This window comes from Mycobacterium sp. NPDC006124, from assembly GCF_040614235.1.
In the GTDB taxonomy this organism is placed as follows: Bacteria; Actinomycetota; Actinomycetes; order Mycobacteriales; family Mycobacteriaceae; genus Mycobacterium.
The window spans coordinates 1-26,818 of record NZ_JBEXUA010000013.1; the positions used below are offsets into that span (position 1 = coordinate 1).

Annotated in this window: 22 protein-coding genes and 3 pseudogenes; 1 reads left to right on the plus strand and 24 read right to left on the minus strand. The window is 69.2% G+C overall.

The features are described from left to right. Window positions 1-291: 291 nt before the first annotated feature. The 5 genes from tyrS to ABZ195_RS22495 form a co-directional block, all read right to left on the minus strand. Window positions 292-1,560: a tyrosine--tRNA ligase gene (gene tyrS / locus ABZ195_RS22475; protein ID WP_355221891.1), complete on the minus strand. Its 1,269-nt coding sequence runs from the start codon at window positions 1,558-1,560 to the stop codon at window positions 292-294. A gap of 39 nt (window positions 1,561-1,599) precedes the next feature. Beyond that, window positions 1,600-2,211: a DNA-3-methyladenine glycosylase gene (locus ABZ195_RS22480; RefSeq protein WP_355221893.1), complete on the minus strand. Its 612-nt coding sequence runs from the start codon at window positions 2,209-2,211 to the stop codon at window positions 1,600-1,602. A 33-nt stretch (window positions 2,212-2,244) separates the two neighbouring features. Next, window positions 2,245-2,451: a Trm112 family protein gene (locus ABZ195_RS22485; protein ID WP_355221684.1), complete on the minus strand. Its 207-nt coding sequence runs from the start codon at window positions 2,449-2,451 to the stop codon at window positions 2,245-2,247. A gap of 4 nt (window positions 2,452-2,455) precedes the next feature. Beyond that, complete coding sequence (locus ABZ195_RS22490; protein ID WP_355221686.1) at window positions 2,456-2,959, minus strand: hypothetical protein; 504 nt, start codon at window positions 2,957-2,959, stop codon at window positions 2,456-2,458. A 128-nt stretch (window positions 2,960-3,087) separates the two neighbouring features. After that, a complete protein-coding gene (locus ABZ195_RS22495) occupies window positions 3,088-6,054 on the minus strand; it encodes an acyl-CoA synthetase (protein WP_355221688.1) in 2,967 nt (988 codons plus the stop codon). A gap of 113 nt (window positions 6,055-6,167) precedes the next feature. On the opposite strand from ABZ195_RS22495, the gene ABZ195_RS22500 reads away from it, so the two are divergent. Beyond that, window positions 6,168-7,958 (plus strand): ABC-F family ATP-binding cassette domain-containing protein, encoded by a 1,791-nt coding sequence (locus ABZ195_RS22500; RefSeq protein WP_355221689.1) that lies wholly within the window; start codon window positions 6,168-6,170, stop codon window positions 7,956-7,958. Here the strand turns inward: ABZ195_RS22500 and argH are convergent. From argH to ABZ195_RS22595, 19 genes and pseudogenes are all read right to left on the minus strand, one after another. Then, window positions 7,939-9,375 carry an argininosuccinate lyase gene (gene argH, locus ABZ195_RS22505; RefSeq protein ID WP_355221691.1) on the minus strand — a complete coding sequence of 479 codons (1,437 nt, stop codon included), beginning with the start codon at window positions 9,373-9,375 and terminating at the stop codon, window positions 7,939-7,941. The two genes, ABZ195_RS22500 and argH, sit on opposite strands and share 20 nt — an antisense overlap. Beyond that, window positions 9,372-10,574, minus strand: coding sequence for an argininosuccinate synthase (locus ABZ195_RS22510; RefSeq protein WP_355221692.1), 1,203 nt, complete (start codon window positions 10,572-10,574; stop codon window positions 9,372-9,374). The genes argH and ABZ195_RS22510 overlap by 4 nt, the downstream gene beginning before the upstream one ends. Before the next feature lie 33 nt (window positions 10,575-10,607). Further along, the gene (locus ABZ195_RS22515) at window positions 10,608-11,102 is read right to left on the minus strand and encodes an arginine repressor (protein WP_355221694.1); all 495 of its coding nucleotides are present in this window, start codon (window positions 11,100-11,102) and stop codon (window positions 10,608-10,610) included. Further along, window positions 11,081-12,007 (minus strand): ornithine carbamoyltransferase, encoded by a 927-nt coding sequence (gene argF / locus ABZ195_RS22520; protein ID WP_355221696.1) that lies wholly within the window; start codon window positions 12,005-12,007, stop codon window positions 11,081-11,083. The genes ABZ195_RS22515 and argF overlap by 22 nt, the downstream gene beginning before the upstream one ends. Further along, the gene (locus ABZ195_RS22525) at window positions 12,004-13,194 is read right to left on the minus strand and encodes an acetylornithine transaminase (protein WP_355221698.1); all 1,191 of its coding nucleotides are present in this window, start codon (window positions 13,192-13,194) and stop codon (window positions 12,004-12,006) included. Before ABZ195_RS22525 ends, argF begins: the two co-directional genes overlap by 4 nt. Continuing rightward, window positions 13,191-14,093, minus strand: coding sequence for an acetylglutamate kinase (argB, locus tag ABZ195_RS22530; protein ID WP_355221699.1), 903 nt, complete (start codon window positions 14,091-14,093; stop codon window positions 13,191-13,193). The genes ABZ195_RS22525 and argB overlap by 4 nt, the downstream gene beginning before the upstream one ends. Then, complete coding sequence (gene argJ / locus ABZ195_RS22535; protein ID WP_355221894.1) at window positions 14,090-15,319, minus strand: bifunctional glutamate N-acetyltransferase/amino-acid acetyltransferase ArgJ; 1,230 nt, start codon at window positions 15,317-15,319, stop codon at window positions 14,090-14,092. The genes argB and argJ overlap by 4 nt, the downstream gene beginning before the upstream one ends. Beyond that, the gene (gene argC, locus ABZ195_RS22540) at window positions 15,319-16,368 is read right to left on the minus strand and encodes an N-acetyl-gamma-glutamyl-phosphate reductase (protein WP_355221701.1); all 1,050 of its coding nucleotides are present in this window, start codon (window positions 16,366-16,368) and stop codon (window positions 15,319-15,321) included. The genes argJ and argC overlap by 1 nt, the downstream gene beginning before the upstream one ends. A gap of 29 nt (window positions 16,369-16,397) precedes the next feature. Continuing rightward, complete coding sequence (gene pheT / locus ABZ195_RS22545; RefSeq protein WP_355221703.1) at window positions 16,398-18,884, minus strand: phenylalanine--tRNA ligase subunit beta; 2,487 nt, start codon at window positions 18,882-18,884, stop codon at window positions 16,398-16,400. Beyond that, the gene (gene pheS / locus ABZ195_RS22550; RefSeq protein WP_264040235.1) at window positions 18,884-19,933 is read right to left on the minus strand and encodes a phenylalanine--tRNA ligase subunit alpha; all 1,050 of its coding nucleotides are present in this window, start codon (window positions 19,931-19,933) and stop codon (window positions 18,884-18,886) included. The genes pheT and pheS overlap by 1 nt, the downstream gene beginning before the upstream one ends. A gap of 47 nt (window positions 19,934-19,980) precedes the next feature. Beyond that, complete coding sequence (locus tag ABZ195_RS22555; RefSeq protein WP_355221705.1) at window positions 19,981-20,556, minus strand: hypothetical protein; 576 nt, start codon at window positions 20,554-20,556, stop codon at window positions 19,981-19,983. 24 nt (window positions 20,557-20,580) lie between these two features. Further along, a pseudogene (locus ABZ195_RS22560) lies at window positions 20,581-21,674 on the minus strand (LLM class flavin-dependent oxidoreductase). Between the two features lie 2 nt (window positions 21,675-21,676). Next, on the minus strand, window positions 21,677-22,711 hold the full coding sequence (locus ABZ195_RS22565) for an ABC transporter substrate-binding protein (protein ID WP_355221707.1): 1,035 nt from the start codon (window positions 22,709-22,711) through the stop codon (window positions 21,677-21,679). Between the two features lie 34 nt (window positions 22,712-22,745). Next, complete coding sequence (locus tag ABZ195_RS22570) at window positions 22,746-23,483, minus strand: ABC transporter ATP-binding protein (RefSeq protein WP_355221709.1); 738 nt, start codon at window positions 23,481-23,483, stop codon at window positions 22,746-22,748. After that, window positions 23,480-24,223, minus strand: a pseudogene (locus ABZ195_RS22575) (ABC transporter permease); the annotation flags it as partial. The gene ABZ195_RS22570 and the pseudogene ABZ195_RS22575, both read right to left, overlap by 4 nt. A 188-nt stretch (window positions 24,224-24,411) precedes the next feature. After that, window positions 24,412-25,107, minus strand: a complete 696-nt coding sequence (locus ABZ195_RS22580) for a hypothetical protein (RefSeq protein WP_355221711.1) — start codon at window positions 25,105-25,107, stop codon at window positions 24,412-24,414. Beyond that, window positions 25,104-25,649 carry a sigma-70 family RNA polymerase sigma factor gene (locus ABZ195_RS22585; protein WP_355221713.1) on the minus strand — a complete coding sequence of 182 codons (546 nt, stop codon included), beginning with the start codon at window positions 25,647-25,649 and terminating at the stop codon, window positions 25,104-25,106. Before ABZ195_RS22585 ends, ABZ195_RS22580 begins: the two co-directional genes overlap by 4 nt. A 312-nt stretch (window positions 25,650-25,961) precedes the next feature. After that, window positions 25,962-26,252, minus strand: a pseudogene (locus ABZ195_RS22590) (transcriptional regulator); the annotation flags it as partial. Between the two features lie 146 nt (window positions 26,253-26,398). Further along, window positions 26,399-26,740: a hypothetical protein gene (locus ABZ195_RS22595; RefSeq protein WP_355221715.1), complete on the minus strand. Its 342-nt coding sequence runs from the start codon at window positions 26,738-26,740 to the stop codon at window positions 26,399-26,401. Window positions 26,741-26,818: the final 78 nt, after the last annotated feature.

Consider the following 26,818-nt stretch of genomic DNA (forward strand, 5'->3'; position numbering starts at 1 on the left):
CAACAGCAGGAAGACGGGAAGTCCCCCACCAAGATGGCCAAAAACAACAAACAAAAACCACCAAACACACTATTGAGTTCTCAAACAACACACCCACCTGCTCGCACGACGACCTTGCGGCGAAAAGCCGCTAGCCTCTTGCGGACAGTAGAGTGAAGCCACCTAAGTGAACTTCCCTCTGGGATGTCGTCGCGCTCAGCGGCTTGACCGCGTCGCTGACGACTTGGATAAAGTTACGTGCCGGATAACGGAGAGTCAAATCGCCTGGTCAGAGGCGTGTCTGGCAGAAGTTCAGGCCCCGAGCACCCGCTCGACCCCCGCCACATTGCGCTTTCCACGCCGCAACACCAGCCACCGGCCGTGCAGGAAATCGCTCTGCCGTGGCGTCCAGTCGTCGGCGTCGACGCGCACGTTGTTGACGTACACACCGCCTTCGGACAACGTCCGCCGCGCCTCCCCCTTGCTCTTCGACAGCCCCGTGGCCACGAGCAGGTCCCCGATGCCGTCAGCAGCACCCGGTCCGAGTTCTGCGACAGACGTCTCCCGCAGAGCGGCGCCCAGTGTGAATTCGTCGAGGTCGGCCAACTCACCCCGTCCGAACAGGGCTTGGCTGGCAAGCTCCACCGACGCGGTCGCCTGCTCACCGTGGACCAGCGTGGTGAGCTCCTGGGCCAGTCGGCGCTGGCCGGCGCGTTCGTGCGCGCGTTCGGTGGTCGCGACCTCCAGCTCCGCGAGTTCCTCGGCCGGGAGGAACGTGAACCACCTCAGGTACCGCACGACGTCGGCGTCGGCGGTGTTGACGAAGTACTGGTACCAGGCATAGGGCGTGGTCAGCTCGGCGTCCAGCCACACGTTTCCGCCGCCGGTGGACTTGCCGAACTTCTTGCCGTCGGCGGACGTCACCAGCGGCACCGTCAGCGCATGAGCCGTGGCTCCGAGCTTCTGGCGCACTAGTCGCACGCCGGCGATGATGTTGCCCCACTGGTCGGAACCGCCGATCTGCAGCGAACACCCGTGCTTGCGATGGAGTTCGACGAAGTCGTTGGCCTGCAACAGCATGTAGCTGAACTCGGTGTAGGAGATGCCGTCGCCCTCGAGGCGCCGGCGAATGGTGTCGCGGTCGAGCATCACGTTCACCGAGAAGTGCTTGCCGAGGTCGCGGAGGAACTCGATGGCCGACAGCTGCGAGGTCCAGGTCAGGTTGTTCTCAACGACGGCGCTGGTCGCCGACTCGTCGAATTCGACGAACCGCTCCAGCTGGCCGCGGATGCGCTCAGACCACTCGGCGACGACGTCGACGGTGTTCAGCGTGCGCTCGGCCGTGTCGCGAGGGTCGCCGATCATCCCCGTCGCCCCGCCTGCCAGCACGATCGGTCGGTGGCCGGCGCGTTGGAAGCGACGCAACGTCAACAGCGGGATCAGGTGCCCGGCGTGCAGACTCGGTGCCGTCGGGTCGAAGCCGGCGTAGAGGGTTAGCGGTCCCGCTGTCGCCGCAGCGGCCAATGCGTCGCGGTCGGTGGACTGGGCGATCAAGCCGCGCCAGTCCAGTTCGTCGAGGATGCCGGCGCCCGGAGAAGTCACGCCGTCAATCCTCTCGCATCAGTCACTCTCGCCCGGCGCGGGTGCCCGGGGACTGCGCCGGTAGGCAGAGACTTCGGGATGCTCAGCCAACCAGAACCGCCATGGCCGGTCGGCGGCCTTGCTGACCCCCACCCTCGGCCCGCTGACCGCGGCGCGGGGCTCACCGAGGGTCAAACGTACGGGGCCGTCGGCGTCGAACAGGTCGATTCCGTTGTCCTGCATGGTGATTCCGAGCGCCGAGCAAAGGTTCCCCGGCCCGCGGGCCAACGCCGCCGTGAGCACGGGACCACGATTGCCGTGGGCGACGCCGAAGCCGTCGGTCACCACCGCGGCGCGCAGCAGGACCGCCGCGGCCACGTCGACGTCGCCGCACACCACGTTCGCGCACACGTGGATGCCGTGGCTGCGATAGGTGTACATCCGCCCCGCCGGCCCGAACATGACCTCATTACGCCCGCCACGGCCACGAAACGAATGCGAGGCGGCGTCCGGCCACGGGCCGTCGTCAGGCCCGCCGTAGGCCTCGACCTCGGCCACCGTCGCGACCACTCCGCGCGAGGTCAGCGTGGCGCCGAGCAGCGCTTGCGCCGCTGACACCGGGTCGACGGCCAACCGTTGGGCACTCATCACCACGATTCTGCCCGCCGGTCTGGTTGGGGCTGATCACGGCTCGGCGCGCTGCAGCAGACTCTCGTGCTCGGCGTCGTCGGTGATCGCGACCGCTTCGGAGATCAGCAGGACGGGCACGCCCGCCTCTATGCGATAGGCACGGCGAAGCCGCGGGTTGTAGAGGAACTCGTCGCCCACCAGCAGCAGGGGGCCACGGTCCTCTGGACACACCAGGAGGCTGCGGAGGCGTTGGTCGATCACGGTCTCAGCCGAGCGGGATGTTGACGCCGCCGCCACTGTTGGGGACCGGAGCTCCGCCGCCGTTGCCACCGATGCCGATGGTCGGCGGGTTCAGCACGGGGCCACCGCCGGTTTGCCGGGACGCCTGCCGCATCTGATAGGACAGCGTGGCCTCGAGGGCCTCGACCAACGGTCCCTGGTTCGGCCGCTTGTCCAGCGCCGCCACGATGGCCTCTCGGTTGGACGTCGACGGCCGGAAGCCCGCCGCGCGCAGCTTCATGATCTTCTCGATCAAGTTGGAGATCTGGCCGCCGCCAGAACCGGTGTCGTAGTCCGTGGCAATGATCGCCAGCGCCTGGTCGGCGGTCATCTCGGGAGCGGCGTCACTGCTCGCCGCGGCATCCGCGGCCGGGTCGGCCCCGGCCGTCGCCGAGCTCACGCCGGTAACCAATCCAGCTGCCAGAGCAGCACTGGCTGCGGCGCCCACCACGGCGCGACGCCAGCGGCTGGTGCTGATTCGTTCGGCCATCAATCCTCCATCGTCGAGCGTCCACGTGTATCCGGCCCGACCCGGGTGGCCACGTACAGCCAGGCGGAGCCTAACAAAGCCGGGCGAGCGCGGCAGCATGTCACTCGCTTCACTCGCATCGCTCTGCGTCACTCCTCGGAGCCGGTGAGCTCCGCACGGGTCGCCGCCGTCAGCCGCTTGTACGTCCCGTCCTCGTCGAGGTGCCACGCGTGTCGGGACGGCTTGGGGACTCCGGCCGCTCGCAACGGCCCCAACAGCGGCCGATAGCTGGCGGACAGCGTCATCTCCGAGGCCACGTGCACCACGTCGGGCGCCGCCCCCACCGGCAACCTGGCGATCGCCGTGTTGAGATCGGCCGTCGTCACGCTGCCGCCGGGCCGCAGCTGCAGCGCCGAGACCGAGAGCTCGCGCTCCCCGACCGCGACGCGATAGGTGACCGCGAGGTCGACGGCGTCGATCCGGCCGAGCGTGTCGTTCACCGCGTCGCCGAACACCGGGCCACGCGGGGAGCGGATCACCGAACCGCGGTTGGCGACGAGCCAGTAGTCGCCGTCCTCGTCACGCCGGAACAGGTACTCGGTCGACACCCACAGATCCGCGGGGGCGAAGACGCCGCGCTTCACCGACGCCGTCGGGTCCACCGGACCCCGCGGGTGGGCCAGCAGGACGCCGACCTCGTTGGTGGCCGCAAGCGCGACGAAGCCGCGCTCGTCCTCGAGGATCAAGTCGTCGTCGGCGTCGTATGCGGCGAGTTCGATGTGGCCACCCCCGGGCAGCGGCCGGCCCTCGCTGCCGATCTTGGCGCTCGCGACGTTGGCAAGCACCGCCTGCCCGTCGGTCGTGGCGAAGAACTCGACGACGTGGGCAGGTGCGAATTCCCCTTCGACGCGCTTCCACAGCCCCGTAGGCATGCCGGAACCGATGAACAACCGAACCGGATGAGTGCCGTTGAGCACGAAGGCCGGATCGTCGATCACTTCACGCAGCATCGCCCACGTGTAGGACACCACGGTGACGCCGTACTGCCGCAGCTCGTGGACGAACCGGTCGGGGCGCAGTCCGCGCGACAGCGCGATCCTGGTACCGCCGACGACCGCCCCGCCGAGACTGACGAGCAGGCCGGACTGGTGGTGCAACGGCGTCAGGCAGTAGACGGTGTCGCCCGTGCCCAGGTTGGCCGCGGACGCGGTGCCGATGGCCGACAGCGCCCACCGGAAGTTGGTGATCTGGCGCGCGACGAGTTCCCCGCCGACGGTCGCAAAGGCGATGTAGGCCAAGTCCTTCGCGAAACCGGGATCCGGGCGGTACCAACCGGGAAGGGCCACGACGTCGGGATCGATCTTCTCCATGTCGACGACGTCGGCATCCTCGGGCAGGTCGAGGTCGCGCGACTCGCCACCACCGAGCACGAGTACCCGCAGCGGAAGGGCCGTCGCCGCCTCGAGGTGCAGGGGGTCGGCGATGACGTCGGAGACGGCGCCGAGGCGGGCGGCCTCGAGCAGGTCGGCGTCCGGCGGCATCAACACCGCGACCGCACCCAGCCGAGACAGCGCCGCGATCGCCACCAGCGCACTGGGCCGGGTCTCCATCAGCACGCCCACGTGCGCGCCCTGACGGACGCCGACGTCGATGAGACCACGGACGACGTTGTTGACACGCCGATCAACCGCCTCGTAGGTGTGCACCCGGCCGTCGAACAGCAGGAATTCGCCGTCCGGCGTCGCCCGCGCCTGCTCGGTCATGATGCGGCCCAAGGAGATACGGGTGTGGTCGTTGACCTGACCCAGCCGCGCCAGCCTCGGGAGGGTGCGCGCGGTCTCGGCGACCAACGCGCGGGCCGACTTGTTGGCGGCAAGCAGGGTGTTGGCCGCCGACTTCGCGACGGTGAAGGTCATCTCGGCCGCCGCACCGGCGCCGTGCGCGATGCGCAACGCCATTGGGACACCGGTGTCACTGGTCTGTGAGGGTTTGAGCGGCATCGGGACGACCCCGTCGGGGGTGTCGCCCTCGCCGCTGAGCCACTTCACCCACGCGGCGACCGTCGGCCAAGTCTGGGTGGCCGCCTTGGAGCCCACGACGAGCCCGAAATGGCCGGAGCGAATGAGGTATTCGTAGACGTCGGCTTGAGGAGAGGCCCGCTTGATGCCGCGCACCGAGGCGGGCTGGCCGATGTCGTCGACCTCGCCCACGACCGCCAGCACGGGGCAGTCGATGTCGGCGAGGGTGACGAGGTCACCGCGTATGGAGAACCCGCCGCTCATCATCCGGTTGTGCGCGATGAACTGCTTGAGCAGTTCCGCGATGGCCGGTCCCGACCAGGCGATGTAACCGTCGGACGCCAGGAAGCGGCGCTGCTGCTCGCGGGGCAGCAGGGCCTCGCGGTCGTGCAGCTGTCGGACGAAGTCGAGCCGTGACTGTGCGGTCTTGACCGGATCGAGCAACTGAAAGCCGGTGCGGGCCAGCCAGCCGGGCACGTCGAGGCGGCTGAAGACGTGGTCGGCCATGAAGTCGGCGGCCCCGACCGCGAGGCCGGCAGGCAGGTTCATGGGCAGCGCCGCCAGGGTGTCCACCGGCGAGCCGAACGCGATGATGCTCGCCACGTCCTTGGTCCGCCGGTAGGCCGCGGTCTGGTAGGCGAACATGCCGCCCTGGGAGTAACCGGCCAGGTGGACGTCGCGGTCGGTGGCCTTCTTCACGGTGTCGATCGCCTCGCTCAACGCGACGACGTGGTCGGACAGGTTGCGCTGCATGCCGCCCTCGACCTCGTCGGGCGAACCGAAGTCGATGACCCAGGGATCGAGACCGGCGGCGTGCAAGATGCCGACCGCGCCTTCGTCGCGGGTGACGTCCCACATGTCCGCCGACATCATCATCGGGTGCACCATCAGAACCGGCGCACCGGGCGGTGTCGCGCCCGGCCTGCTGTCCGGTGGGAAGTAGCGGCGCAGCCGGTACATCGGCACGCTCTCGACGACCTGGAACGGCGACGGCACCGCGCCGGTCTCCAACCCGCCGTACCGCAGCACCTCCAAACCGTTCTGGGCAGTCGCCAGGAGACGGCTCACCGGACTGGTGATCAACGGAATGTGCACCAACGGTCGCTCCCTGACTGTGAACCCGATCCCCCGAACGCCACGACATCATGGCACAGCGTTGCTGGTCGGCCGCTGTAAAGGTACGCCGCCTCTCGGCCTAGCCTGGTGGGGACATGGCACATCTTCTGGGGGCTGAAGCCCTCCATCTCGAATACCCGACGAAAGTCGTCTTCGATTCGGTATCCCTGGGCGTGAACGAGGGCGACCGGATCGGCATCGTCGGCCGCAACGGCGACGGAAAGTCCAGCCTGTTGGCGATGCTGGCCGGCCGTGTCACCCCGCATTCGGGGCGCGTGACCGTGCGCGGCGGGGTACGCGTCGGCGTGCTGGACCAGGCCGACACCCTCGACGACGACGACACCGTCGGGCACGCCGTCGTCGGCGACGTTCCCGAACACGTGTGGGCCGGCGACCCTCGCGCGCGCGACGTGGTCGCCGGGTTGCTGGGAGGCCTGCCCTGGGACGCGGAACTCCGGACGCTGTCGGGTGGACAGCGCCGTCGGGTCGCGCTGGCCCAGCTGCTCTCCGGTGACCACGACGTGCTGGCGCTCGACGAGCCGACCAACCATCTCGACGTCGAGGGGATCACCTGGCTGGCGGAGCATCTGAAGCGGCGCTGGTCGCCGTCGTCAGCGGGTCTTCTGGTGATCACCCACGACCGCTGGTTCCTCGACGAGGTCTGCACGACGACGTGGGAGGTCCACGACCGCATCGTCGAACCCTTCGACGGCGGGTACGCCTCCTACATCCTCCAGCGGGTCGAACGTGACCGGCAGTCTGCCTCCAGCGAGGCCCGCCGCCAGAATCTGGCGCGCAAGGAGTTGGCCTGGTTGCGACGCGGCGCGCCCGCACGCACGTCGAAGCCCAAGTTCCGCATCGACGCCGCCAACGCGTTGATCGCCGACGTGCCCGAGATTCGCGACAAGGTGGCGCTGCAGTCACTGGCGGTGAACCGACTGGGCAAGCAAGTCGTCGACCTGCTCGACGTGTCGGTGCGCTACGGCGAGCGAGAGGTGCTCAAGCAGGTCGAATGGCGGATCGCTCCGGGCGAGCGCACCGGCATCCTCGGCGTCAACGGCGCCGGCAAGTCGACGCTCCTGGGCCTCGTCGACGGATCCGTGGAGCCGAGCGAGGGCCGGGTCAAGCACGGCAAGACCGTGCAGATCGCGACCCTCACCCAGGGCGTCGACGAACTGGCCGACCATCTCGACGAGCCGGTCCGCATCGTGCTGAGCCGGTTGGCCACCACGTACACGTTCGGGTCGGGCTCCAAGTCTCAGGAACTGACGCCCGGACAGCTGCTGGAGCGGCTCGGCTTCGCCAGCGCCCAGCTGTCGACTCCGGTCAAGGATCTCTCCGGCGGGCAGCTCCGCCGGCTTCAGTTGCTGCTCATCCTCCTCAACCAACCCAACGTGCTCATCCTGGACGAGCCGACCAACGACCTCGACACCGACATGCTGGCCGCGATGGAGGATCTGCTGGATTCCTGGCCCGGCACTCTCATCGTGGTCAGCCACGACCGGTACTTCCTGGAGCGGGTCACCGATCAGCAGTACGGGATTCTCGGCGGACACCTGCGGCACCTACCCGGTGGCGTCGACGAATATCTGCGGCTGCGCAACGCACACGCGGACACGACCGGCGCGGCCGCCAAGTCGACTCCGAAGGGACCCGCCGTCCTCGCGGGTGCCGATCTGCGGTCGACGCAGAAGGAGATCGCGGCCATCGAACGCAAGTTGACCAAGCTCGACGATCAGATCAAGGGCGCGCAGCAGCGTCAGGCCGAACACGACCAGGGCGACTACGAGGGGCTCAGGGGCTTGGCCGCCAGCCTGCGCGAGTTGGAGGCCGAGGTCGGCACCCTGGAGGAACGGTGGCTCGAGCTCAACGAGCAGATCGGCTGACGTCGGATCCAAGCGAGACGCGAAGGCGATCTGCCGTGTCGCGCACCACCTTCAGCTGCTTGGCCACCTGCACCGGCGCGGTTCCACCACGGGCGTCGCGCGAGCTGACCGACCCCTCGACGGTCAGAACCTCGCGCACCTGGGCCGTCAGCCCTGGGTGGATGCCCGCCAGCTCGTCGTCGGTGAGTTCCTCGAGACCGACGCCGCGCGCCTCGGCCGCCTTGACGGCGGCGCCGGCCGCCTCGTGGGCGACACGGAACGGAACACCCTGGCGGACGAGCCATTCCGCGACATCGGTGGCCAACGTGTAGCCCTGCGGGGCCAGCGCGGCCATCCGCTCGGCGTCGAAGGTCAGCGTGGCGACCAGGCCCGCCATCGCGGGCAGCAGCAGCCGCAGCTGGGCCACCGAGTCGAAGACCGGTTCCTTGTCCTCCTGCAGGTCGCGGTTATAGGCCAACGGTTGCGCCTTGAGCGTGGCCAGCAGCCCCGTCAGGTTGCCAATCAGCCGCCCGGACTTGCCGCGGGCCAGTTCGGCGATGTCGGGATTCTTCTTCTGCGGCATGATCGAACTGCCCGTCGACCACGAGTCGTGCAGCTTGACGTAGCCGAATTCCGTTGTGCTCCAGAGGATTACGTCCTCGGCCAACCGGGACAGGTCGACGGCGATCATCGCCAGTACGAACGCGGCCTCGGCCGCGAAGTCGCGCGAGGCCGTCGCGTCGAGTGAGTTGTCGGCGGCGGCGGTGAAACCCAGATCGGCGGCGATCGCGTCGGGATCCAAACCCAGCGATGAACCGGCCAGCGCACCAGAGCCGTACGGCGACACCGCGGTGCGGTCGTCGAGGTCGATGATCCGGTCGACGTCGCGCAGCAGCGGGTGCGTATGGGCCAACAGATGGTGCGCCAACAGGATCGGCTGAGCCGACTGCAGGTGCGTCTTGCCGGGCATGATCTCGGTGGGATGGGCGGCGGCCTGAGTGGCCAGCGCCCCGACGACGTCGAGCACGCCGGCGCCGACGGCCCGCATGGCGTCGCGCAGCCACATCCGGAACAGGGTGGCCACCTGGTCGTTTCGCGACCGTCCGGCACGAAGCCGCCCGCCGAGGTCGGCACCCGTTCGGTCGATGAGACCGCGTTCCAGGGCGCCGTGCACGTCCTCGTCGGACGACAGCGGCTCGAAGCTGCCGTCGTCGACGTCGGAGCCCAGGTCATCCAGCCCGGCGAGCAACCCGTCACGCTGCTCCTGGCTCAGCAGCCCGGCACGGAACAGCACCTGCGCGTGGGCCTTGGACGCCCGCACGTCATACGGCGCGAGCACCCAGTCGAAGTGGGTCGACTTGCTCAGTGCGGCAAGCGCATCCGACGGGCCGTCGGCGAACCGGCCACCCCACAGCGAGCCCTCGTTGGTGGTGCTCACTTGCCAGCGAGGTCGCGCTGGGCGGCGATCTTCGACGACAGCCCGTGCACGTGGACGAAGCCCTTGGCGCTGGACTGGTCGAAGGTGTCGCCCTCGTCGTAGGTGGCGAGGTTGAAGTCGTAGAGCGACTCCGCGCTGCGCCGCCCGTTCACGGCGATGTGGCCGCCGTGCAGCACGAGGCGGATCTCACCGGTCACGTGCTCCTGGGTCTCGGCGACGAAGGACTCCAGGGCGCGCTTGAGCGGCGAGTACCAGAGTCCGTCGTAGACCAGTTCACCCCACTTCTGGTCGGTGTGGCGCTTGAACCGGCCGAGTTCGCGCTCCAACGTCACGTGTTCGAGTTCGGTGTGCGCGGTGATCAGCACCATGGCGCCCGGGGCTTCGTAGATCTCGCGGCTCTTGATGCCGACCAATCGATCCTCCACCACGTCCAGACGACCCACACCCTGCGCGCCGGCCCGCCGGTTCAGTTCGACGATCGCCTCGAGCACCGACACCCGGCGGCCGTCTATCGAGACCGGCGTGCCCTTCTCGAAGCCGACGACGACCTCGTCGGGTGAACTCCAGTTGACCGTGGGGTCCTCGGTGTAGTCGTAGACGTCCTTGGTCGGGGCGTTCCACAAATGCTCCAGGAATCCGGTCTCCACCGCGCGGCCCCACACGTTCTGGTCGATCGAGAACGGCGAGCGCTTCGTGACGTTGATCGGGATGGCGTTCTCCTCGGCGAACGCGATGGCCTTCTCCCGGGTCCAGGCATAGTCGCGCACCGGGGCCAGCACCTCGAGATGCGGTGCCAACGAGGCGAATCCGACCTCGAAGCGCACCTGGTCGTTGCCCTTGCCGGTGCAACCGTGCGCGACGATGCCGCCGCCGTGGTCCTTCGCGGCCGCCACGAGGTGCTTGACGATCAGCGGCCGACTGATGGCCGACACCAGCGGGTAGCGATCCATGTAGAGCGCATTGCTCTGGATGGTCGGCAGGCAGTACTCGTCGGCGAACTCGTCGCGGGCGTCGACCACCACGGCCTCGACCGCACCGCAGTCGATCGCGCGCTGCCGGACGACCTCCATGTCCTCTCCGCCCTGACCGAGGTCGATGGCAACGGCCACCACCTCGCGCCCGGTCTCCTTGCCGATCCAGCTGATCGCGACGGACGTGTCCAGTCCGCCGGAGTAGGCCAGGATGACGCGTTCGGACATGTAGATCGTTCTCCTTGTTAGGTTCTCGGGCCGTTACTGAAGTCGTTCGAGGGTGCTGGCGAGTTCAGCGCCCGTCATGGGTTCGCGTGCCACGACCAGAATGGTGTCATCCCCGGCGATCGTGCCCACGACGTAGGGCAGCGACGAGCGATCGATGGCGCTGGCCAGGTAGTGCGCCCCTCCCGGCGGGGTGCGCAGGATCGCGAGGTTGCCGCTGGCGTCGGTGGACACCAGCAGCTCGCCGAGCAGCTTGGTGACCCTTTCGGTGCCGCCGGACACACCGCGCACGGGGCTGCCGTCCTCGGGGACGACGTACACCCCGGTGCCGCCGTCGACGCCCCGCAGTTTCACCGCCCCGAGCTCTTCGAGGTCACGCGACAGGGTCGCCTGGGTGACCTCGATGCCGTCGGCGGCCAGCATCGCCGCGAGCTCGCTCTGGCTGCGCACCGAGTGCGACGACAGCAGCGAGACGATGCGAGCCTGTCGGCCCGCCCTGGTCGCGGTGGTCACGACTGATCCAGCAGCCACACCAGCAACGCCTTCTGCGCGTGCAGCCGGTTCTCCGCCTCGTCCCATACGGCGCTGCGCGGACCGTCGATGACGTCGTCGGTGATCTCGTGACCGCGGTGGGCGGGCAGACAGTGAAGCACCACCGCATCCGGGTCGGCCTGCGCGAGCAGCGCGTCGTTGACCTGGAACGTCCGAAACGGCCGCACGCGGTCCAGGCCGTCGTTCTCCTGGCCCATCGACGTCCAGGTGTCGGTCACCAGGACGTCGGCACCCTTGGCGCCGGCCGTGGCGTCGGAGGTGACGGTCACGCTGGCCCCGGTCTCGGCAGCCCGACGTTCGGCGGCGGCGACGAACTGCCTCGCCGGTTCGAAACCCGTTGGCGCGGCGATGGTCACGTGAATACCGGCCGTCACGCCGCCCAGCATCAGCGAATGCGCCATGTTGTTGGCGCCGTCGCCGAAGTAGGTCATGCGCAGACCCTTCAGCTCCCCCTTGCGCTCGGCGAGGGTCTGCAGGTCGGCGAGCACCTGGCAGGGGTGGAACTCGTCGGACAGCGCGTTGACGATCGGGACGGTGGCACCGGTGGCCATCGCGGTCAAGCGTTCCTGGGCGAAGGTTCGCCAGACGATGGCGTCGACGTAGCGCGAGAGCACCGCACCGGTGTCCTCCAGCGTCTCCTCGCGGCCCAGCTGGGTGCTGCGGCCGTCCACCACGACTGCGTGACCGCCGAGCTGGGCGATGCCCATCTCGAAGGAGAACCGCGTGCGGGTGGAGTTCTTCTCGAAGATGACAGCGACGCCCCTCGGACCCTCCAGCGGGCGGGCGCTGAACGGCGCCTTCTTCAGTTCCGCTGCGAGACTGAGCACTTCGGCCTGCTCGGCGGGCGACAGGTCGTCGTCGCGCAGAAAGTTCCGGACGGTCACGAGCTCTCCTGGGCGGTGTCGAGGACGGCGGGCAGCGCGGCGAGGAACGCGTCGATCTGGGCGTCGGTGACGACCAACGGTGGCGCCAGTCGGATGACGTCGGGTGCCGCGGCGTTGACCAGGAAACCGGCGTCGCGCGCCGCGGCCTCGACCGCCTTGCCCTTTGGTGCGGTCAGCACGATGCCGCGCAGCAGGCCACGGCCGCGGACGTGGTCGACGAGAGGGTGACCGATGGCCTCGACGCCGTGGCTGATGACCTTTCCGAGCACGTCGGCGCGCGTCACCAGGTCCTCCTCGGCCAGCGTCCGGAGCACCGCGAGGGCAGCGGCCGCGCAGACCGGGTTGCCGCCAAAGGTGCTGCCGTGCAGGCCCGGCGTCAACAGGGTGGCCGCCTCGCCGATCGCCAGGCAGGCGCCGATGGGCAGGCCGCCGCCAAGACCCTTGGCCAAGGTGACGACGTCGGGTGTGATGCCGTCGTGCTGGTGGGCGTAGAACGTTCCGGTCCGACCCACACCCGTCTGGACCTCGTCGAGGATCAGCAGCGCGCCGTGCCTGGTGGTGAGCTCGCGGGCCGCGGCCAGGTAGCCGGGAGGCGGCGTGACGACCCCGCCCTCCCCCATGATCGGTTCGAGGAACACCGCCGCGGTCGACGAGTCCACCACGGCGGCCAATGCGTCGACGTCGCCGTACGGCACGTGGGTGACGTTGCCGGGCAGTGGCGCGAACGGCGCCTGCTTGGAGGGTTGGCCCGTGAGTGCGAGCGACCCCATGGTGCGGCCGTGGAAGGCGTTCTCGGCGGCCACCAGATTGGTGCGACCGGTCAGCCGGGAGATCTTGAAGGCGACCTCGTTGGCCTCGGTGCCGGAGTTGCAGAAGAACACCCGCGCCGCCACGTCGCCACCGAGGTGCGCGACGAGCGCCTCGGCCAGCGCGACACCGGGTTCGGTGGCGTACAGGTTCGACGTGTGCCCGAGGGTCTCGAGTTGGGTGGTGACGGCGTCGATGACGGAGCGGTGCCGGTGGCCGAGCACGTTGACCGCGATGCCACCGAGCAGGTCGACGTAGGACTTGCCGTCGGCGTCGATGACGACGGCACCGTCCCCACTGACCAGGGCCACCGCCGGCGTGCCGTAGTTGTCCATCATCACGGCCCGCCAACGCGCTTGCAGGGCTTCGGTGTTCGTCATGCCGTCCCACCCTTCCCGTCGCTCCGCTCGCCCTGGGTCACCTTGGTTCCGGAGCCCTCGTCGGTGAGCAGTTCCACCAGCACGCAGTGCGCGACGCGGCCGTCGATCACGTGTGCGCTGGGTACCCCGCCGGCCACCGCCCGCAGGCAGGCCTCGATCTTGGGCACCATGCCCGACTCCAGGGACGGCATCAACCCCGTCAGGGTGACGGCGTCGATCTCGCTGACCAGCGAGGTGCGGTCTGGCCAGCTGGTGTAGAGACCCTCGACGTCGGTGAGCATCAGCAGCTTCTCCGCAGCCAGGGCCTCGGCCAGGGCGGCCGCGGCGGTGTCGGCGTTGACGTTGTGCACCACCCCGGCCACGTCGGGGGCGATGGTGGAGATCACCGGAATGCGCCCGGCGTTGATGAGATCCATGACGGCGGTGACGTCGACCTTGGCGACGTCACCGACGAGTCCGATGTCGGTCGCCACCCCGTCCACGAGGACGCTGCGCCGCACCGCGGTGAACAGCTGGGCGTCCTCTCCGGTGATGCCGACCGCGTATGGACCGTGGGCGTTGATCAGGCCGACGAGTTCGCGGCCGACCTGACCGAAGAGCACCATCCGGGCGACGTCGAGCACTTCGGGCGTTGTGACGCGGAACCCGCCCTTGAAGTCTCCGGCGATGCCCAGCTTGGCGAGCATCGCGCTGATCTGCGGGCCGCCGCCGTGCACGACGACCGGATGGATGCCGCAGTTGCGCAGGAACACCATGTCGGCAGCGAACGCCGCCTTCAGGGTGTCGTCGGTCATGGCGTTGCCGCCGTACTTGACGACGACGATCTTGCCGTGGAGTTGCTTGAGCCACGGCAGCGCCTCGGCCAACACGGCGGCCTTGGTCCGGGTCGAGGTCGTCACGAGCTGTAGGCCGAGTTCTCTTCGACGTAGGCGTGGGAGAGGTCGGTCGTCCGCACGGTGGCCCGCCCCGTCCCGACGGCCAGGTCGACCACGACGGACACGTCGGCGTCGGAGAGGTCCACGTCGCGCGCACCCGGGGCGCCGGCACCGTCGACGCACACCGGAGTGCCGTTGAACGACACACTGATTCGGTCGGCCGCCATGTCGACGGGGGCCATGCCCACCGCGGCGAGCACCCGACCCCAGTTGGGGTCGGAGCCGAACAGCGCCGTCTTGACCAGGCTGTCGCGGGCGACGACCCGGGCGGCGGTGACCGCGTCGGTCTCGTCGGCCGCGCCGGTGACGGTGATCGACACCCGCTTGGTGACGCCCTCGGCGTCGGCCTGCAGTTGCGCGCAGAGGTCGTCGCAGACGGCCAGCACGGCGGCGTCGAGTTCGTCCTGCGTGGGCGTGATCTCGCTGGCGCCCGACGCCAGCAGCAACACGGTGTCGTTGGTGGAGCAGCTACCGTCGATGTCGAGCCGGTCGAAGGTGCGTCCCGCCGCGGCGCGCAGTGCCCGGTCGAGGGCGTCGGAGTCGGCGACGGCGTCGGTGGTGATCACGCAGAGCATCGTCGCCAGCGACGGCGCCATCATGCCGGCGCCCTTCGCCATCGCGCCCATCGTCCAGTCGCCGTGGTGATGCAGCGCAACCTGTTTCGGCACGGTGTCGGTGGTCATGATGGCCTGGGCCGCTTCGGCGCCGCCGGTCAACCCGCCGGCCATCTCCTGCACGACGTCCTTGACGCCACCGAGCACCTTGTCCATGGGCAGCCGGTCCCCGATCAGCCCGGTCGAGCAGACCGCGACCTCGATCGCGCCGGTCTCGGTGCCCCAGTTCGACAGTGCGTCGGCGACGGCCTCGGCCGTGGCGTGGGTGTCCTGAAAGCCGAGCGGGCCGGTACAGGCGTTGGCGCCCCCGGAATTGAGGATGACCGCGCGCAACCGTTTGGTGGTCATCACCTGCTGGGTCCACAGCACCGGCGCGGCCTTGACCTTGTTGCGGGTGAAGACCGCGGCCGCGGCGAGGTCGGGACCCTCGTTGACCACCAGGGCCAGGTCGGGCTTACCGGAGGCCTTGATGCCCGCGGCGATGCCGGTCGCCCGGAAGCCCGACGGCGCGGTGACGCCCTGATTGCGCGTCATGTTGCCGATTCCCGAGTCGCTTCGCTCCTGCCCACCGAACATCACGGCGCCACCCCCACGATCGAAAGTCCTTCCGTTTCAGCCCAGCCCAGCGCCAGATTCATCGACTGCACGGCCGCCCCTCCGGTTCCCTTGACGAGGTTGTCGATCGCGCACAGCGCCACCAGGACCCCGGCGTCCGCATCGACGGCGACGGCCACCTGCGCGGCGTTGCTGCCGATCACCGAGCCGGTCGTCGGCAGTCGTCCCTCGGGAAGAAGGTGGACGAATGGCTCGCCGCCATAGGCCTTCTCGTAGGCGGCCCGGATCTCAGACACCGTGGCCTTGGTCTTGGCGGTGCACGTCGCGAGGATGCCGCGGGAGGTGGGAATCAGCACCGGGGTGAAGGACACGGTGACGTCCTTGTCGGTGACCGTCCTGAGCCCCTGGGCGATCTCCGGGGTGTGGCGGTGGGCGCCGCCGACGTTGTAGGCCCGCGCCGAGCCGATGACCTCGGAGCCGAGCAGGTCGACCTTGGCCGCGCGGCCAGCCCCAGAGGTGCCGCTGACCGCGACGACGGTCACTGCGGGCTCGACGAGATCCTCGGCGAGTGCGGGCAGCAGGGCGAGCAGGGCGGCCGTCGGGTAACAGCCGGGCACCGCGATGCGCTTGGTGCTGCGCAGCGCGTCGCGGCCACCCGGTAGCTCGGGCAGTCCGTAGGGCCAGCTACCCGCGTGGGCCGAGCCGTAGAACCGCTCCCAAGCCGCAGGGTCGGTGAGCCGGAAGTCGGCGCCGCAGTCCACGATCAGGGTGTCGGGCCCGAGTTGCTCGGCGAGTGCCGCGGAATGCCCGTGCGGCAGCGCGAGGAACACCACGTCATGCCCGGCCAGCACGTCGACGTCGGTCGGCTCGAGCACCCTGTCGGCCAACGGAAGTAGGTGGGGGTGATGCTCGGTGACCCCGGTGCCTGCGCTGGCCGCCGCCGTCAACGCGCCGATGACGAGGCGTCCGTCCGCCAGGGCGGGGTGACCGAGGAGGAGTCGGAGGATCTCGCCGCCCGCATAGCCGCTCGCACCGGCCACCGCCACTGAGGTCATGCAGCGATTCTGCATGTTTATGCGTGCCGGTGCAAATTCATTTATCAGCGGCGTTGGACGGCGCCGACCCGGGCGGCCGCGACCTCGACGGCGGCGTCGCGCGACGCGCTTGCCTCGTCCTCGGTCAGCGTCCGGTCGGGGGCTCGGAACCGCAGCGCCAAGGCCAGCGACTTGTGCCCCTCGCCCACCTGCGGGCCGGTGTACACGTCGAATATGCGGACGTCCTCGAGCAGATCCCCCGCCCCGTCGCGGACCGCGTCGACCACCGATTGGGCGGCCACGTCGTCGGCGACGATCAGGCTGACGTCCTGGAACACCGCGGGGAACGGCGACACGGCAGGAGCGGGCAGCGGCTCGACGACCGGCACGGCGCTGAGGTCGAGCTCGAGGGCGCAGACGCCCTTCGGCAGACCGGACCGCTCGATGACCGCGGGATGCAACTGACCGGCATATCCGATGACGGCCCCGTCGAGGACGATCTCGGCGCACCGACCCGGGTGCCACGGCAGCTGTCGAGCGACGCGGAACTCGAACTCGACGTGGCAGGCCCGTCCGATGACGCGCACCGCCTCGAAGGCGTCCATCGCGTCGACCGGTCGGCCCGGCCCCCACGGGCCGGCGGGCTGGCGCAGGCCGGACAGGACCACGCCGACGTGCAACGGTTGCCGCGGCAGGGAGCCGTCGATCAGCGCCATCTCGGCCTCGGTGGGGCGGCGGTCGACGGGGAGCCGTTCGATCGCCTTGGTCTCCGGCGTCGCCAACACCACCTGCTGAATGCCGAAGAGTGCGTCGTCGGTGGCACCGCGGGAGACGTTGCGCGTCAACGCCTCCAGCAGGCCGGGCAGAAGAGTCGAGGCGAGTTGAGGCCGGTCGGCCTCGAGCGGGTTGAGCACGGTCATGGTGGCGCGACGGGGATCGTCGACGGGCAGCCCCCAGGCGTCGAAGACGCCCGCGGGCAGGAACGGCGTCGGCAGCACCTCGACGTAGCCGTTGAGCGCCAACGACTTTCCGACGGCACGACGGCGCTTCTGGATGGCACTCAAACCCCGTCCCGCGGGAGCGGTCGGCAAGACCGACGGGATCTTCTCGAGTCCTTCGAGGCGCAGCACTTCTTCGACGAGGTCGGCGGGCTGCTTGAGGTCGGGCCGCCAGCTCGGCGGGACGACGGTGACGATGCCCTCGGACTCCGTGACGCGACACCCGATCTGCGTCAGCCGCCGCACGGTGGCACCCGCCGGGTAGGCCACACCGGCCAAGCGGTCGGGCAGGTCGACCGGCATGCTGACCGCCGGCGGCGACCAGTCCTCGCGTGGCGGGTCACCGCGCCAGTCGGTGAGCGTGGGTTCGACTGCGCCGCCGGCGATCTCGGCCAGCAGGACGGCACTGCGGTCGAGCGCGGCAATGGAGATGGCCGGATCGACGGTGCGTTCGTAGCGCCGGCTGGCCTCGGACACCAGGTGCAGACGCCGCTGGGTACGCGACACCGTCGCCGGATCCCAGACGGCCGCCTCGAGCAGGATGTCGGTGGTGGTGTCCCGCACCTCGGTGGTGCCTGCACCCATCACGCCGCCGATGGCAGCCGTTGCCACGTCGTCGGCGATCAGGACGTCACCCGGGTCGAGGGTGCGCGTCACGTCATCGAGGGTGACGACCTTCTCCCCCGGCTCGGCGAACCGAACGTCGAAGCCGCCGGTGATCAGGCTGCGATCATGCGCGTGCATCGGGTGACCGAGTTCGAGCATGACGTAGTTCGTCACGTCGACCGCGGGCGAGATGGCGCGGATGCCGCTGAGCAGCAGCCGACGCTGCATCCACCACGGCGAGACCGCAGTCGGGTCGATGCCAACGACCGGACGGAGCCCGAATCGTTGTACGCCAGTGCCGGATTGGACCTTCAGCGGCCATGCCTCACCAGTGACGGGCAAGGGGGCGACGTCGGCCGGGTCGACGAAGTCGAGGTCGTAGGCACAGGCCAGCTCGCGCGCCATGCCGCGGATCGACAGGCAGTAACCACGATCCGGGGTGATGGCAAGGTCGAATACCACGTCGTCGAGGCCGAGGACCTCGGCCGCGGCATCCCCCGGCTCGGCCGTGCCCTCCGGCAGGACCAGGATTCCGGCGTGGTCGCTGCCGAGGTTGAGCTCCGAGGACGAACAGATCATGCCGTGGGACGTGCGGCCGTAGGTCTTTCGCTTGGCGATGGTGAAGTCACCGGGCAACGTGGTGCCGGGCAACGCCACGACGACCAGGTCGCCGACGGCGAAGTTGGTTGCGCCGCAGACGATGTCGCGCGGCTCGTCCTCGCCGACGTCGACCTTGCAGGCCCGGATGGGCTTCTTGAACTCGGTGAGCTCTTCGATGTCGGCGACCCGACCGATGGTCAGCGGCCCCGACACCGGGCCGACGGGAATGATCTCCTCGACCTCGTGGCCGATGGCGATGAGCGCACGCTCGAGTTCCTCGGGAGACACGTCCCAGCCTGGAGTGCCGGCGCGTACGACGTCACGCAACCAGCTGTAGGGAACGCGCATCAGGCACCCACCCCGAACGGAAGCGAGAACCGGACGTCACCCTCGACCATGTCCCGCATGTCGGGAATACCGTTGCGGAACTGCAGGGTTCGCTCCAAGCCCATGCCGAACGCGAACCCGGAGTACTCGTCGGGGTCGATGCCACAGGCGCGCAGGACGTTGGGGTTCATCATCCCGCAGCCACCCCACTCCACCCAGCCCGGTCCGCCCTTCTTGCCCTCGAACCAGATGTCGACCTCGGCCGAGGGTTCGGTGAAGGGAAAGAAGTGGGGACGCAGTCGAGTGCGACCCTCCGGCCCGAACTCCGCGCGCGCGAACGCATCCAGCGTGCCGCGCAGGTTGGCCATCGTGAGACCGCGGTCGACGGCCATGCCCTCGACCTGATGGAAGACCGGCGTATGGGTCGCGTCGAGTTCGTCGGTGCGGAACGTCCGACCGATGGAGACGATGTAGACGGGCAGCTCGCGTTCGAGCAGTGCCCGGATCTGCACCGGGGAGGTGTGGGTGCGCAACACCTGGCGGGACCCGTCCGGGGCGATCTGGAACGTGTCCTGCTCGCTGCGGGCGGGATGGTCTGGCGGGAAGTTCAGAGCGTCGAAGTTGAATTGCTCGGTCTCGACCTCGGGCCCGTCGGCCAGCTCCCACCCCATCGCGACGAAGACGTCGGCGACGTGTTCGGCGAGGATGGTGATGGGGTGCCGGGCGCCGACCGGCTGCCGCGTCGACGGCAACGTGACGTCGATGCGCTCGGCAACCAGGGCGGCGGCGTCACGCTCGGCGCGCAGCACCTCGATGCGGGCGTCGAAGGCTTCCTGCGCACCGGTGCGCGCCACGTTGACGCGGCGCCCGGCCTCGGCTCGTTCGGCCTTGTCGAGCGCGCCGAGAGATTGGCGGGCCAGCGCGATGGGCGACTTGTCGCCGAGGTGTTCGGTCTTGGCGCGTGCCAGGGCGTCGAGGTCAGCCGCCAGCTCGAAGGCCTGGCGGGCCGCACTGACGGCGGTGGCCAGCGCTTCCTGCGAAAGTCCCGACGAATCCGGCTGATTTACCACCCGGCGATCATAGCCAGGGGTGACGTGTGAGCCGCGCTACCCTCTGGCTACGCCGTGGGTCGGGCCCGTTCGCGAACCCGTGTCGGATAGGTCTGCGTCATGCCCACCGCGCCGACGATGACGACGACCGGGATCACCCAGTTGGTCCAGTCGACTGTCTGCGGAACCCGGGCGGCGTAGTAGCCCAGCACGGAGATCAGCGCGAACACCAGCGCCCACATCAACGTCAGGACCTTGTTGGTCTGCCGGAAGGCCGCCTTCTCCCAATCCTGCAGGGGCCGGTCGACTTTCGCGTACTGCTCGGTGAAGGGAGTGAACGCCATCGACCCGAGGGCCATCACCGCGAGCACGCCACTGGACAGCGTCGTCGCGTAGGTGTCCATCCAGTCCCGGTCCTTCGCTCCGAGCACGATCCCGACCGCGGTCACCACGACGAAGAACACGATCGTGACGATCTCGAGCAGCCTCGGTCCCCCGCGACCCATGGAGATGCCGAGGATGATCGCCGACAGCACGGCACACAGTGCGCCGAACATCCACGTGCTGGGCCCCTCGGCCACCACCCAGTAGATGATCCACGGCACGAACCCGACGAAGGGGCTGTGTTCAAACCACTCGTCCACCCCTGGAGGGTAGCCAACCGACCCTCAGGCGACACCCTTCTGCACGAGCAGCGGCAGCACGCCCTCGGCGAACCAGTGCGCCTCCTCGAGGTGGGGGTAGCCGGAGAGGATGAACTCGTCGAACCCCAGGGAGTGGTACTCGACGATGAGGTTGGCGACTTCCTCGTGCTGCCCACCAGCGCCGTGCCCGCTCCCCCACGCACCAGGCCCACCCCGGCCCACAGGTTGGGGTAGATCTCCAGCCCGTCGAGCCGGCCACCGTGCAGCGCCGTCATCCGACGCTGCCCCTCCGATTGCGAACTGGCGTGTAGCGCAGTCTGCTTGGCGATCTGGTCTTCGCTGAGCCCGGCGACGAGCTCGTCGGCCACCGCCCACGCGGCCGCCGAGGTGTCCCGGCTGATCGTGTGCAGACGAATGCCGAATCTGAGCGTGCGCCCCCGCGCCGCGGCGAGTTCGCGCACCTTCTCGATCTTGGCGGCTGCGGCCTCCGGCGGCTCGCCCCACGTCAGGTACACGTCGACGTGTTGGGCCGCGATGGGCAGGGCCGCCGGGGACGAGCCACCAAAGTAGAACTGCGGCAACGGGTCCGGCGGAGCGGACACCATCGCGTTCGCCACGCGGTAGTGCTCGCCCTGGAAGTCCAGCGGGCCGTTGCGCCAGATCGAGTCGACGATGTGCAGGAATTCGCCGGTGCGGGCATAGCGTTCGTCGTGGTCGAGCCAGTCACCGAAGCGTCGCTGCTCGACGTCGTCGCCGCCGGTGACGATGTTGAGCAGGATGCGCCCGCCGGAGAAGCGCTGCAGCGTCGCCGCCTGCTGGGCGGCCAACGTGGGCGGCACCAGTCCGGGCCGGAAGGCGACCAGGAACTTCAGCCGCTCCGTCTCGGCCAGCAGGGCCGCCGTGGTCAACCACGCGTCCTCACACCATGTTCCGGTCGGCGTCAGCACGCCCTCGTAACCGAGCCGGTCGGCCGCGCGTGCCACCTCGGCGAGGTACCCGCGGGTCGGGGGACGGTAGTTCGGCGGCAGGACCTGGTTCGCCGACGCATGCGACGACGCGACGATCGAGCGGCTGTCGCCGCTGGTGGGCAGGAACCAGAAGAACTTCGCGCGCGCCATTCTCAACTTCCGTTCGTCGCAAGGGGTTTGAGCACGGCGTCGTAGCGGTGGTCGACCCAGTCGGCGAAGGTCGGCGCCGTCGCGATCTGCTTGGTCTCGGCGAACAGGTCGGCCAGCTTCTGCTCGGAGTCGACCAGTTGGTCCGACAGCGCGACCGACGACCGCAGACTGCGACCCTGGGCGACGGTCCCGACGGGCAGTGCGAGACCGACCGCCGCCGAGTACTTGGCCGCCCACTCGTCGGGGTGGTCTGTCGCCCAGCGGGTCGCCTTGGCGTAGCGCACCAGCAGATCACCGAGAGCCGAGTTGCGCTTCGGGTCGGCGAGCGCGGCGTCCGAGGCGATGCCGAAACCGGCCCCGTTGGTGACCCCGGTGGCCTGGGCGATGCTGCGCACCGGCACCTGCTGCTCGACCTGGGCGGTGTAGGGGTCCCAGATGGCCCATGCGTCGGCCTGTCCGCTGGTGAAGGCGGTCAACGCGTCGGCGGGCTGCAGGAACACCAGCTTGACGTCGGCGGGCGTCAAACCGGCCTTCTGCAGCTGGGCCAGGATGTGCCCGTGGGCCGAACTGCCCTTGCCGACGGCCACGCTCTTGCCGCGCAGGTCGGCGACGGAGGTGATCGGTGAGTCGGAGCGCACCAGGACGCGGTCGCCGTCGCCGCCGTTCTCGTAGGCAGTCACCACCTTGACTCGGGCGTTGGAGGCGGCGCCGAAGATCGGCGGGGTGTTGCCGGTGATCGCGAAGTCGATCTTGCCTGCGGTCGCGGCTTCGATCTGCGGTGGCCCGGAGGTGAAGGTGGAGAACACGATCCGGTACGGCAGGTCGTTCAGGACACCCGCGGCGTTCAGCAGGGACTCCGTGCCGCCCTTCTGGTCACCGATCTGCAGCGTCACGTCCGACAGTTCGGACAGCGGCACCGTGGCCGGCGCCTGCTGGGCACCGGAGTTCTCCTGGCGGGAGACGCATCCCGCGAGCAGTGCGACCAGCGCCAGGACGGCCGCGACCCGCAGGCCGATCATTCGTCTGGATGTGGGCATGACGGTTCCCCCTCGTGAATCGACGGCACGTTGGTCAGACTTCGACGCCGAGCTGCTCGAGCAGTTCGGCGCGGTAGCGGGCGGTGAGCGGCGAGGGATCCGACGGCGAACGCCGCACGTCGTCGACGACGAGCTCGTGGGACACGCGGCCCTCGTCGAGAACCAGCACCCGGTCGGCCAGGGCGACCGCCTCGTCGACGTCGTGGGTCACCAACAGCACGCCGAAGCGGTGTTCGCGCCACAGGTCGAGCAGCAGCGCCCGCATCGTCAACCGTGTCAGTGCGTCGAGGGCACCGAACGGCTCGTCGAGCAGCAGCAGCTCCGGCTCGGCCACCAGCGCCCTCGCCAACGACACCCGCTGCGCCTGTCCGCCGGACAACGTCAGGGGCCAGGCCGCGCCACGATCGCCCAGACCGACGTCGGCTAAGGCCTTATCGACGCGAATCACCCTCCGCACCTTTGACAGTCGACTTCGCGTCAACCCGTACTCCACGTTCGTTCGCACGTCGCGCCACGGGAAGAGCCGCGGCTCCTGGAAGGCCAACGCCGGCGGGCCGGTCACCACTGCCTCGCCGGTGTGATCGGTGGACAGCCCGGCCATGACGCGCAGCACGGTCGACTTGCCGGAGCCGCTGCGGCCGATGAGCGCGACGATCTCTCCCCGTCCGATCCGCACCGAGACGTCGGCCAAGACGTGACGTTCGCCGTACCACTTGTCGACGCCGCGCAGTTCGCCGGCGACTCCGGTTCGCCGTTCGGAGGTCAGGGTCACGACCGGTACCTCGACGCGCGGCGTTCGGCGGCGCGCACGATCGCGTCGGTGCCGATGCCGAGCATGGCGTAGACGACGAGCCCGAAGATGATCACGTCGATGCGGAGGAAGTCGCGGGCGTCGTTGATGAGGTAGCCGATGCCCTTGTCGGCGTTGATCTGCTCGGCCACGATCAGCGTCAGCCAGGCAATTGCGAGGGACTGACGCAACCCGACCAGCACCTGCGGTGCGGCCCCGGGAACGATGATGCTGCGGAAGCGTTGCCCGAACGAGAAGCCAAGCACCTGAGCGGTTTCGAACAGCTTGGGGTCGACCTGCCGGATCGCGGAGAACGTGTTGAGGTACAGCGGAAAGCTGACGCCGAGGGCGACCAGGAGCACCTTGGGCAGTTCGCCGATGCCGAACCACAGGATGAACAGCGGAATCAGACCGAGGTGGGGCAACGCGCGCACCATCTGCATGGGCGGGTCGACGGTGGCCTCCAACCAGGGCGACAGCCCGACGGCGGTGCCGAGGGCGACGCCGATCACGCCACCGAGGAGCAAGCCCTCGATCACCCGGACCCCCGATACGGCCAGAGCGTCGGCCAGCTCGCCGCTCCTGACGAGCTCCACGCCCGCCTCGACGATCAGGGACGGTGCGGGCAGGACGTCCTGAGGGATCAGTCCAAGCGCGCTGCCGAGTTGCCACAGCGCGAGCAGGACGATCGGCGAGGCCAACCGGATCAGCCCCCACCGTCGCCGCTTCACACGGCTGGGGGGCGCTGGTGGGACGACGATGGTGGTCACGATGGCACGACGCTACGGAGCCCGGGGGCGACGAGGAAGGCTTCCGCTCGCGCTGACTCGAAGGCCGCGGGGTTGATCCGCCGGAGCAGGCCGAGAGGACGCCGAGGGTCACGAGTGCCAACAGCGCGACGAGCGTCGGCTCAGGTGAAGTTGGAGACCGCCAGCGGCGTCGGCGATCCGGCCTCCCGGATCGTGACGGTGCGGATGTCGGACTTCGGAATGACCGTGGCTGCAGCGAGATTCGACGCCCGCTTCTCGACGCCCGACGGGCGCCAGGAGGCGACGGTGGTCTCCGATCCCTGCTTCGTGGTGACCACCAGGTCGTAGCCGGTCGCCTTGACCGCCCAGTCCTTGGTGTACTGGCACTCCCAATCCAAGCGCGTGCCCCACGGCTCGTCGGACAGGGCCAGAGAGGCCGTCACACCTTCTCGCTGACCGGCTGCCATCGCTTGCAGCGCAACGCCGTCCGAGGACGGATGGGGGATGACCGCGTACCCGACCAGGCCGCCGATGAGCAGGAAGGCGGCCGCGGAGGCCAGCATCGTCATCAGGCGGGAGCCACGGACACGATCGTGGCGTCGCCGAGTCGCGTCGGCGAACGACGCTGGTGCGGAAGCGGCCCCGTCACGCTGCTCGCCCGGTTCGTCGGCGAGCAGGGCCATGGCCTCCTCCGGCGACAGCACGTCGAGGATCGCGGGGAGGTCGGCGGAGTCCCGCAGGCCGGTGGGTTCGGGCGAACGGGCGAGGTACCGCTCGTATTCGGCGGCCTCCTCGGCCGAGAGTGCGCCCAGCAGGTAGGCGGCATCCCATTCGGCCATGTCGCGTTCGGAGGTCATTGGACGACACCCCTTTCCTCCAAGGCGACGCGGAGCGCGCGCAGTGCGTAGTGCAGCCGCGATTTGACCGTTCCCGGCGGGATGCCTTCGTGACGGGCGATCTCGACGGCGGTTTGTCCCAGATAGTGAGCGCGCACGAGCACGGTCCGATGCTCAGGACTCAACGAGCGCAGGGCATCGGAGACGACCCACTTGTCGACCGCGGGGCCGAACATGTCCGGCGCGCTGCGTTCGGGGACGGTGTCGGTCTGGAATTCGCGCTTGTACCGCGAGCTCCGCCGGTCGTCGATCACCAGGTTCCTGGCGACGGTGTGCAGCCACGCCCGCGTCGAGTCTTGCGAGTAGGTGCCGAGGATGGTGCCGTTCTGCCAGAGCCGCAGAAGCGACTCCTGGACGACGTCCTCGGCGAATTCGCGGTCGCCACGGGTCAAGCGCAGGACGAACCGGTTCAACCCGGGCCCGTGCTCGTCGTGGATGAACCGCAGCAATTCGGCGTTCGCCGGATCGTCCGTCTGCCGCGGCTCGGGTGAAGAGTCCGTCATCGTGAGCTAGTTCCTCTGTCGGTCCGTGGTTCACGCGGCTGACGGCTAACGCTGCGCGTCGCGGCGACGTCCGTCCGTGAAACATACCCACCTTCCCGTTTGATTCCAGGTCCTACGATGCGTGCTGCGACCCGGTCGTCACCGCGGCGGCCCGTGAAACTCACGTCGCCGCGTCGACCGTGCGACGCGGTACCGGTTGCCGTGGCCGCGCACGCGGCGCGACCGCAGGCATCGCATGTCGAGCACCAGTTCCGAGCCGACGTGGTCGGTCGCGTCGGCCGTCGCTGCGGGCTCGTCGTCGCCGTGCAGCACCCCGACGAACTGATATCCCCGTCCGCGGACGGTGCGAATCACGTGCTGGGAGACGCCGTCGTCTCCGAGCGCCCGCCGGACCGCCTTGATGCGGCTGGACAGGGCGGCCTCCCCCACGAACCGTCCGCCCCAGACGGCGTCGAACAGCTCGATCTTGGTGACGACCCGGTGGTGGTGCTTCACCAGCTGGGTCAGGACGTCGAACACCTGCGGCTCGACGGGAACGGAGACCCCGTCGCGCCGCAGTTCGTATCGGGGCAGGTCGAGGACGAAGTCACCGAAGCACCACACGGCGGGTTCGATCGCGGAGTCAGCCGACGGAAGCGGCGATAGCACGGTCACGGTGTTTCCCTTCTGGCGTCGCGCCCGTTGGAGGCGCTGTCAGGAGGAACGACGGGCGAACCCGACCAATGGTTCAGTCGGATCGCCACGAATTCTCAGCGCCAGCCGTCGGCCGCCTTCGCGGCCCGCATCAGGGCATCGCAGAGATCGCGGAGTTCCGACCCGTCGGCACCCTCCTCCAGCGCCGTGGCCACGTCCTCGGCGGCACACCGGACCTGGTAGACGCGATCGGAGAGCTGAGCGGCCTCGTCGGCGGTCAGCACCACCGAATCGGGAGCCAGCGAGGTGCCCTTCACCATGGCGCGCTGCTCGTAGGCGCGTTGGCGGCACGACTGCCGGCAGTACTGGCGGCGCCGGCCCATTCCCGCGTCGGGAACCTCGCGGCCACACCAACGGCACGGTTGGACTCGGCGTCGCCGTCGTGTTTCTGGTGCCACGGCACTCGACTGTAAACGGCTCCCGCCCGTGACCCCGGTATCATGGACACCTGCGTCGGGAACTTCGTGCCATACGGC

Bases quoted from the DNA above. Each gene is read 5' to 3' on its own strand.
- ABZ195_RS22580 (WP_355221711.1), bottom strand. From the start codon at position 25,107: ATGACCTCCGAACGCGACATGGCCGAATGGGATGCCGCCTACCTGCTG.
- ABZ195_RS22525 (WP_355221698.1), bottom strand. From the start codon at position 13,194: ATGACGAACACCGAAGCCCTGCAAGCGCGTTGGCGGGCCGTGATGATG.
- ABZ195_RS22510 (WP_355221692.1), bottom strand. From the start codon at position 10,574: ATGTCCGAACGCGTCATCCTGGCCTACTCCGGCGGACTGGACACGTCC.
- argJ (WP_355221894.1), bottom strand. From the start codon at position 15,319: ATGTTCGGTGGGCAGGAGCGAAGCGACTCGGGAATCGGCAACATGACG.
- argC (WP_355221701.1), bottom strand. From the start codon at position 16,368: ATGCAGAATCGCTGCATGACCTCAGTGGCGGTGGCCGGTGCGAGCGGC.
- ABZ195_RS22585 (WP_355221713.1), bottom strand. From the start codon at position 25,649: ATGACGGACTCTTCACCCGAGCCGCGGCAGACGGACGATCCGGCGAAC.
- ABZ195_RS22500 (WP_355221689.1), top strand. From the start codon at position 6,168: ATGGCACATCTTCTGGGGGCTGAAGCCCTCCATCTCGAATACCCGACG.
- ABZ195_RS22565 (WP_355221707.1), bottom strand. From the start codon at position 22,711: ATGCCCACATCCAGACGAATGATCGGCCTGCGGGTCGCGGCCGTCCTG.
- ABZ195_RS22490 (WP_355221686.1), bottom strand. From the start codon at position 2,959: ATGGCCGAACGAATCAGCACCAGCCGCTGGCGTCGCGCCGTGGTGGGC.
- pheT (WP_355221703.1), bottom strand. From the start codon at position 18,884: ATGCGCGTTCCCTACAGCTGGTTGCGTGACGTCGTACGCGCCGGCACT.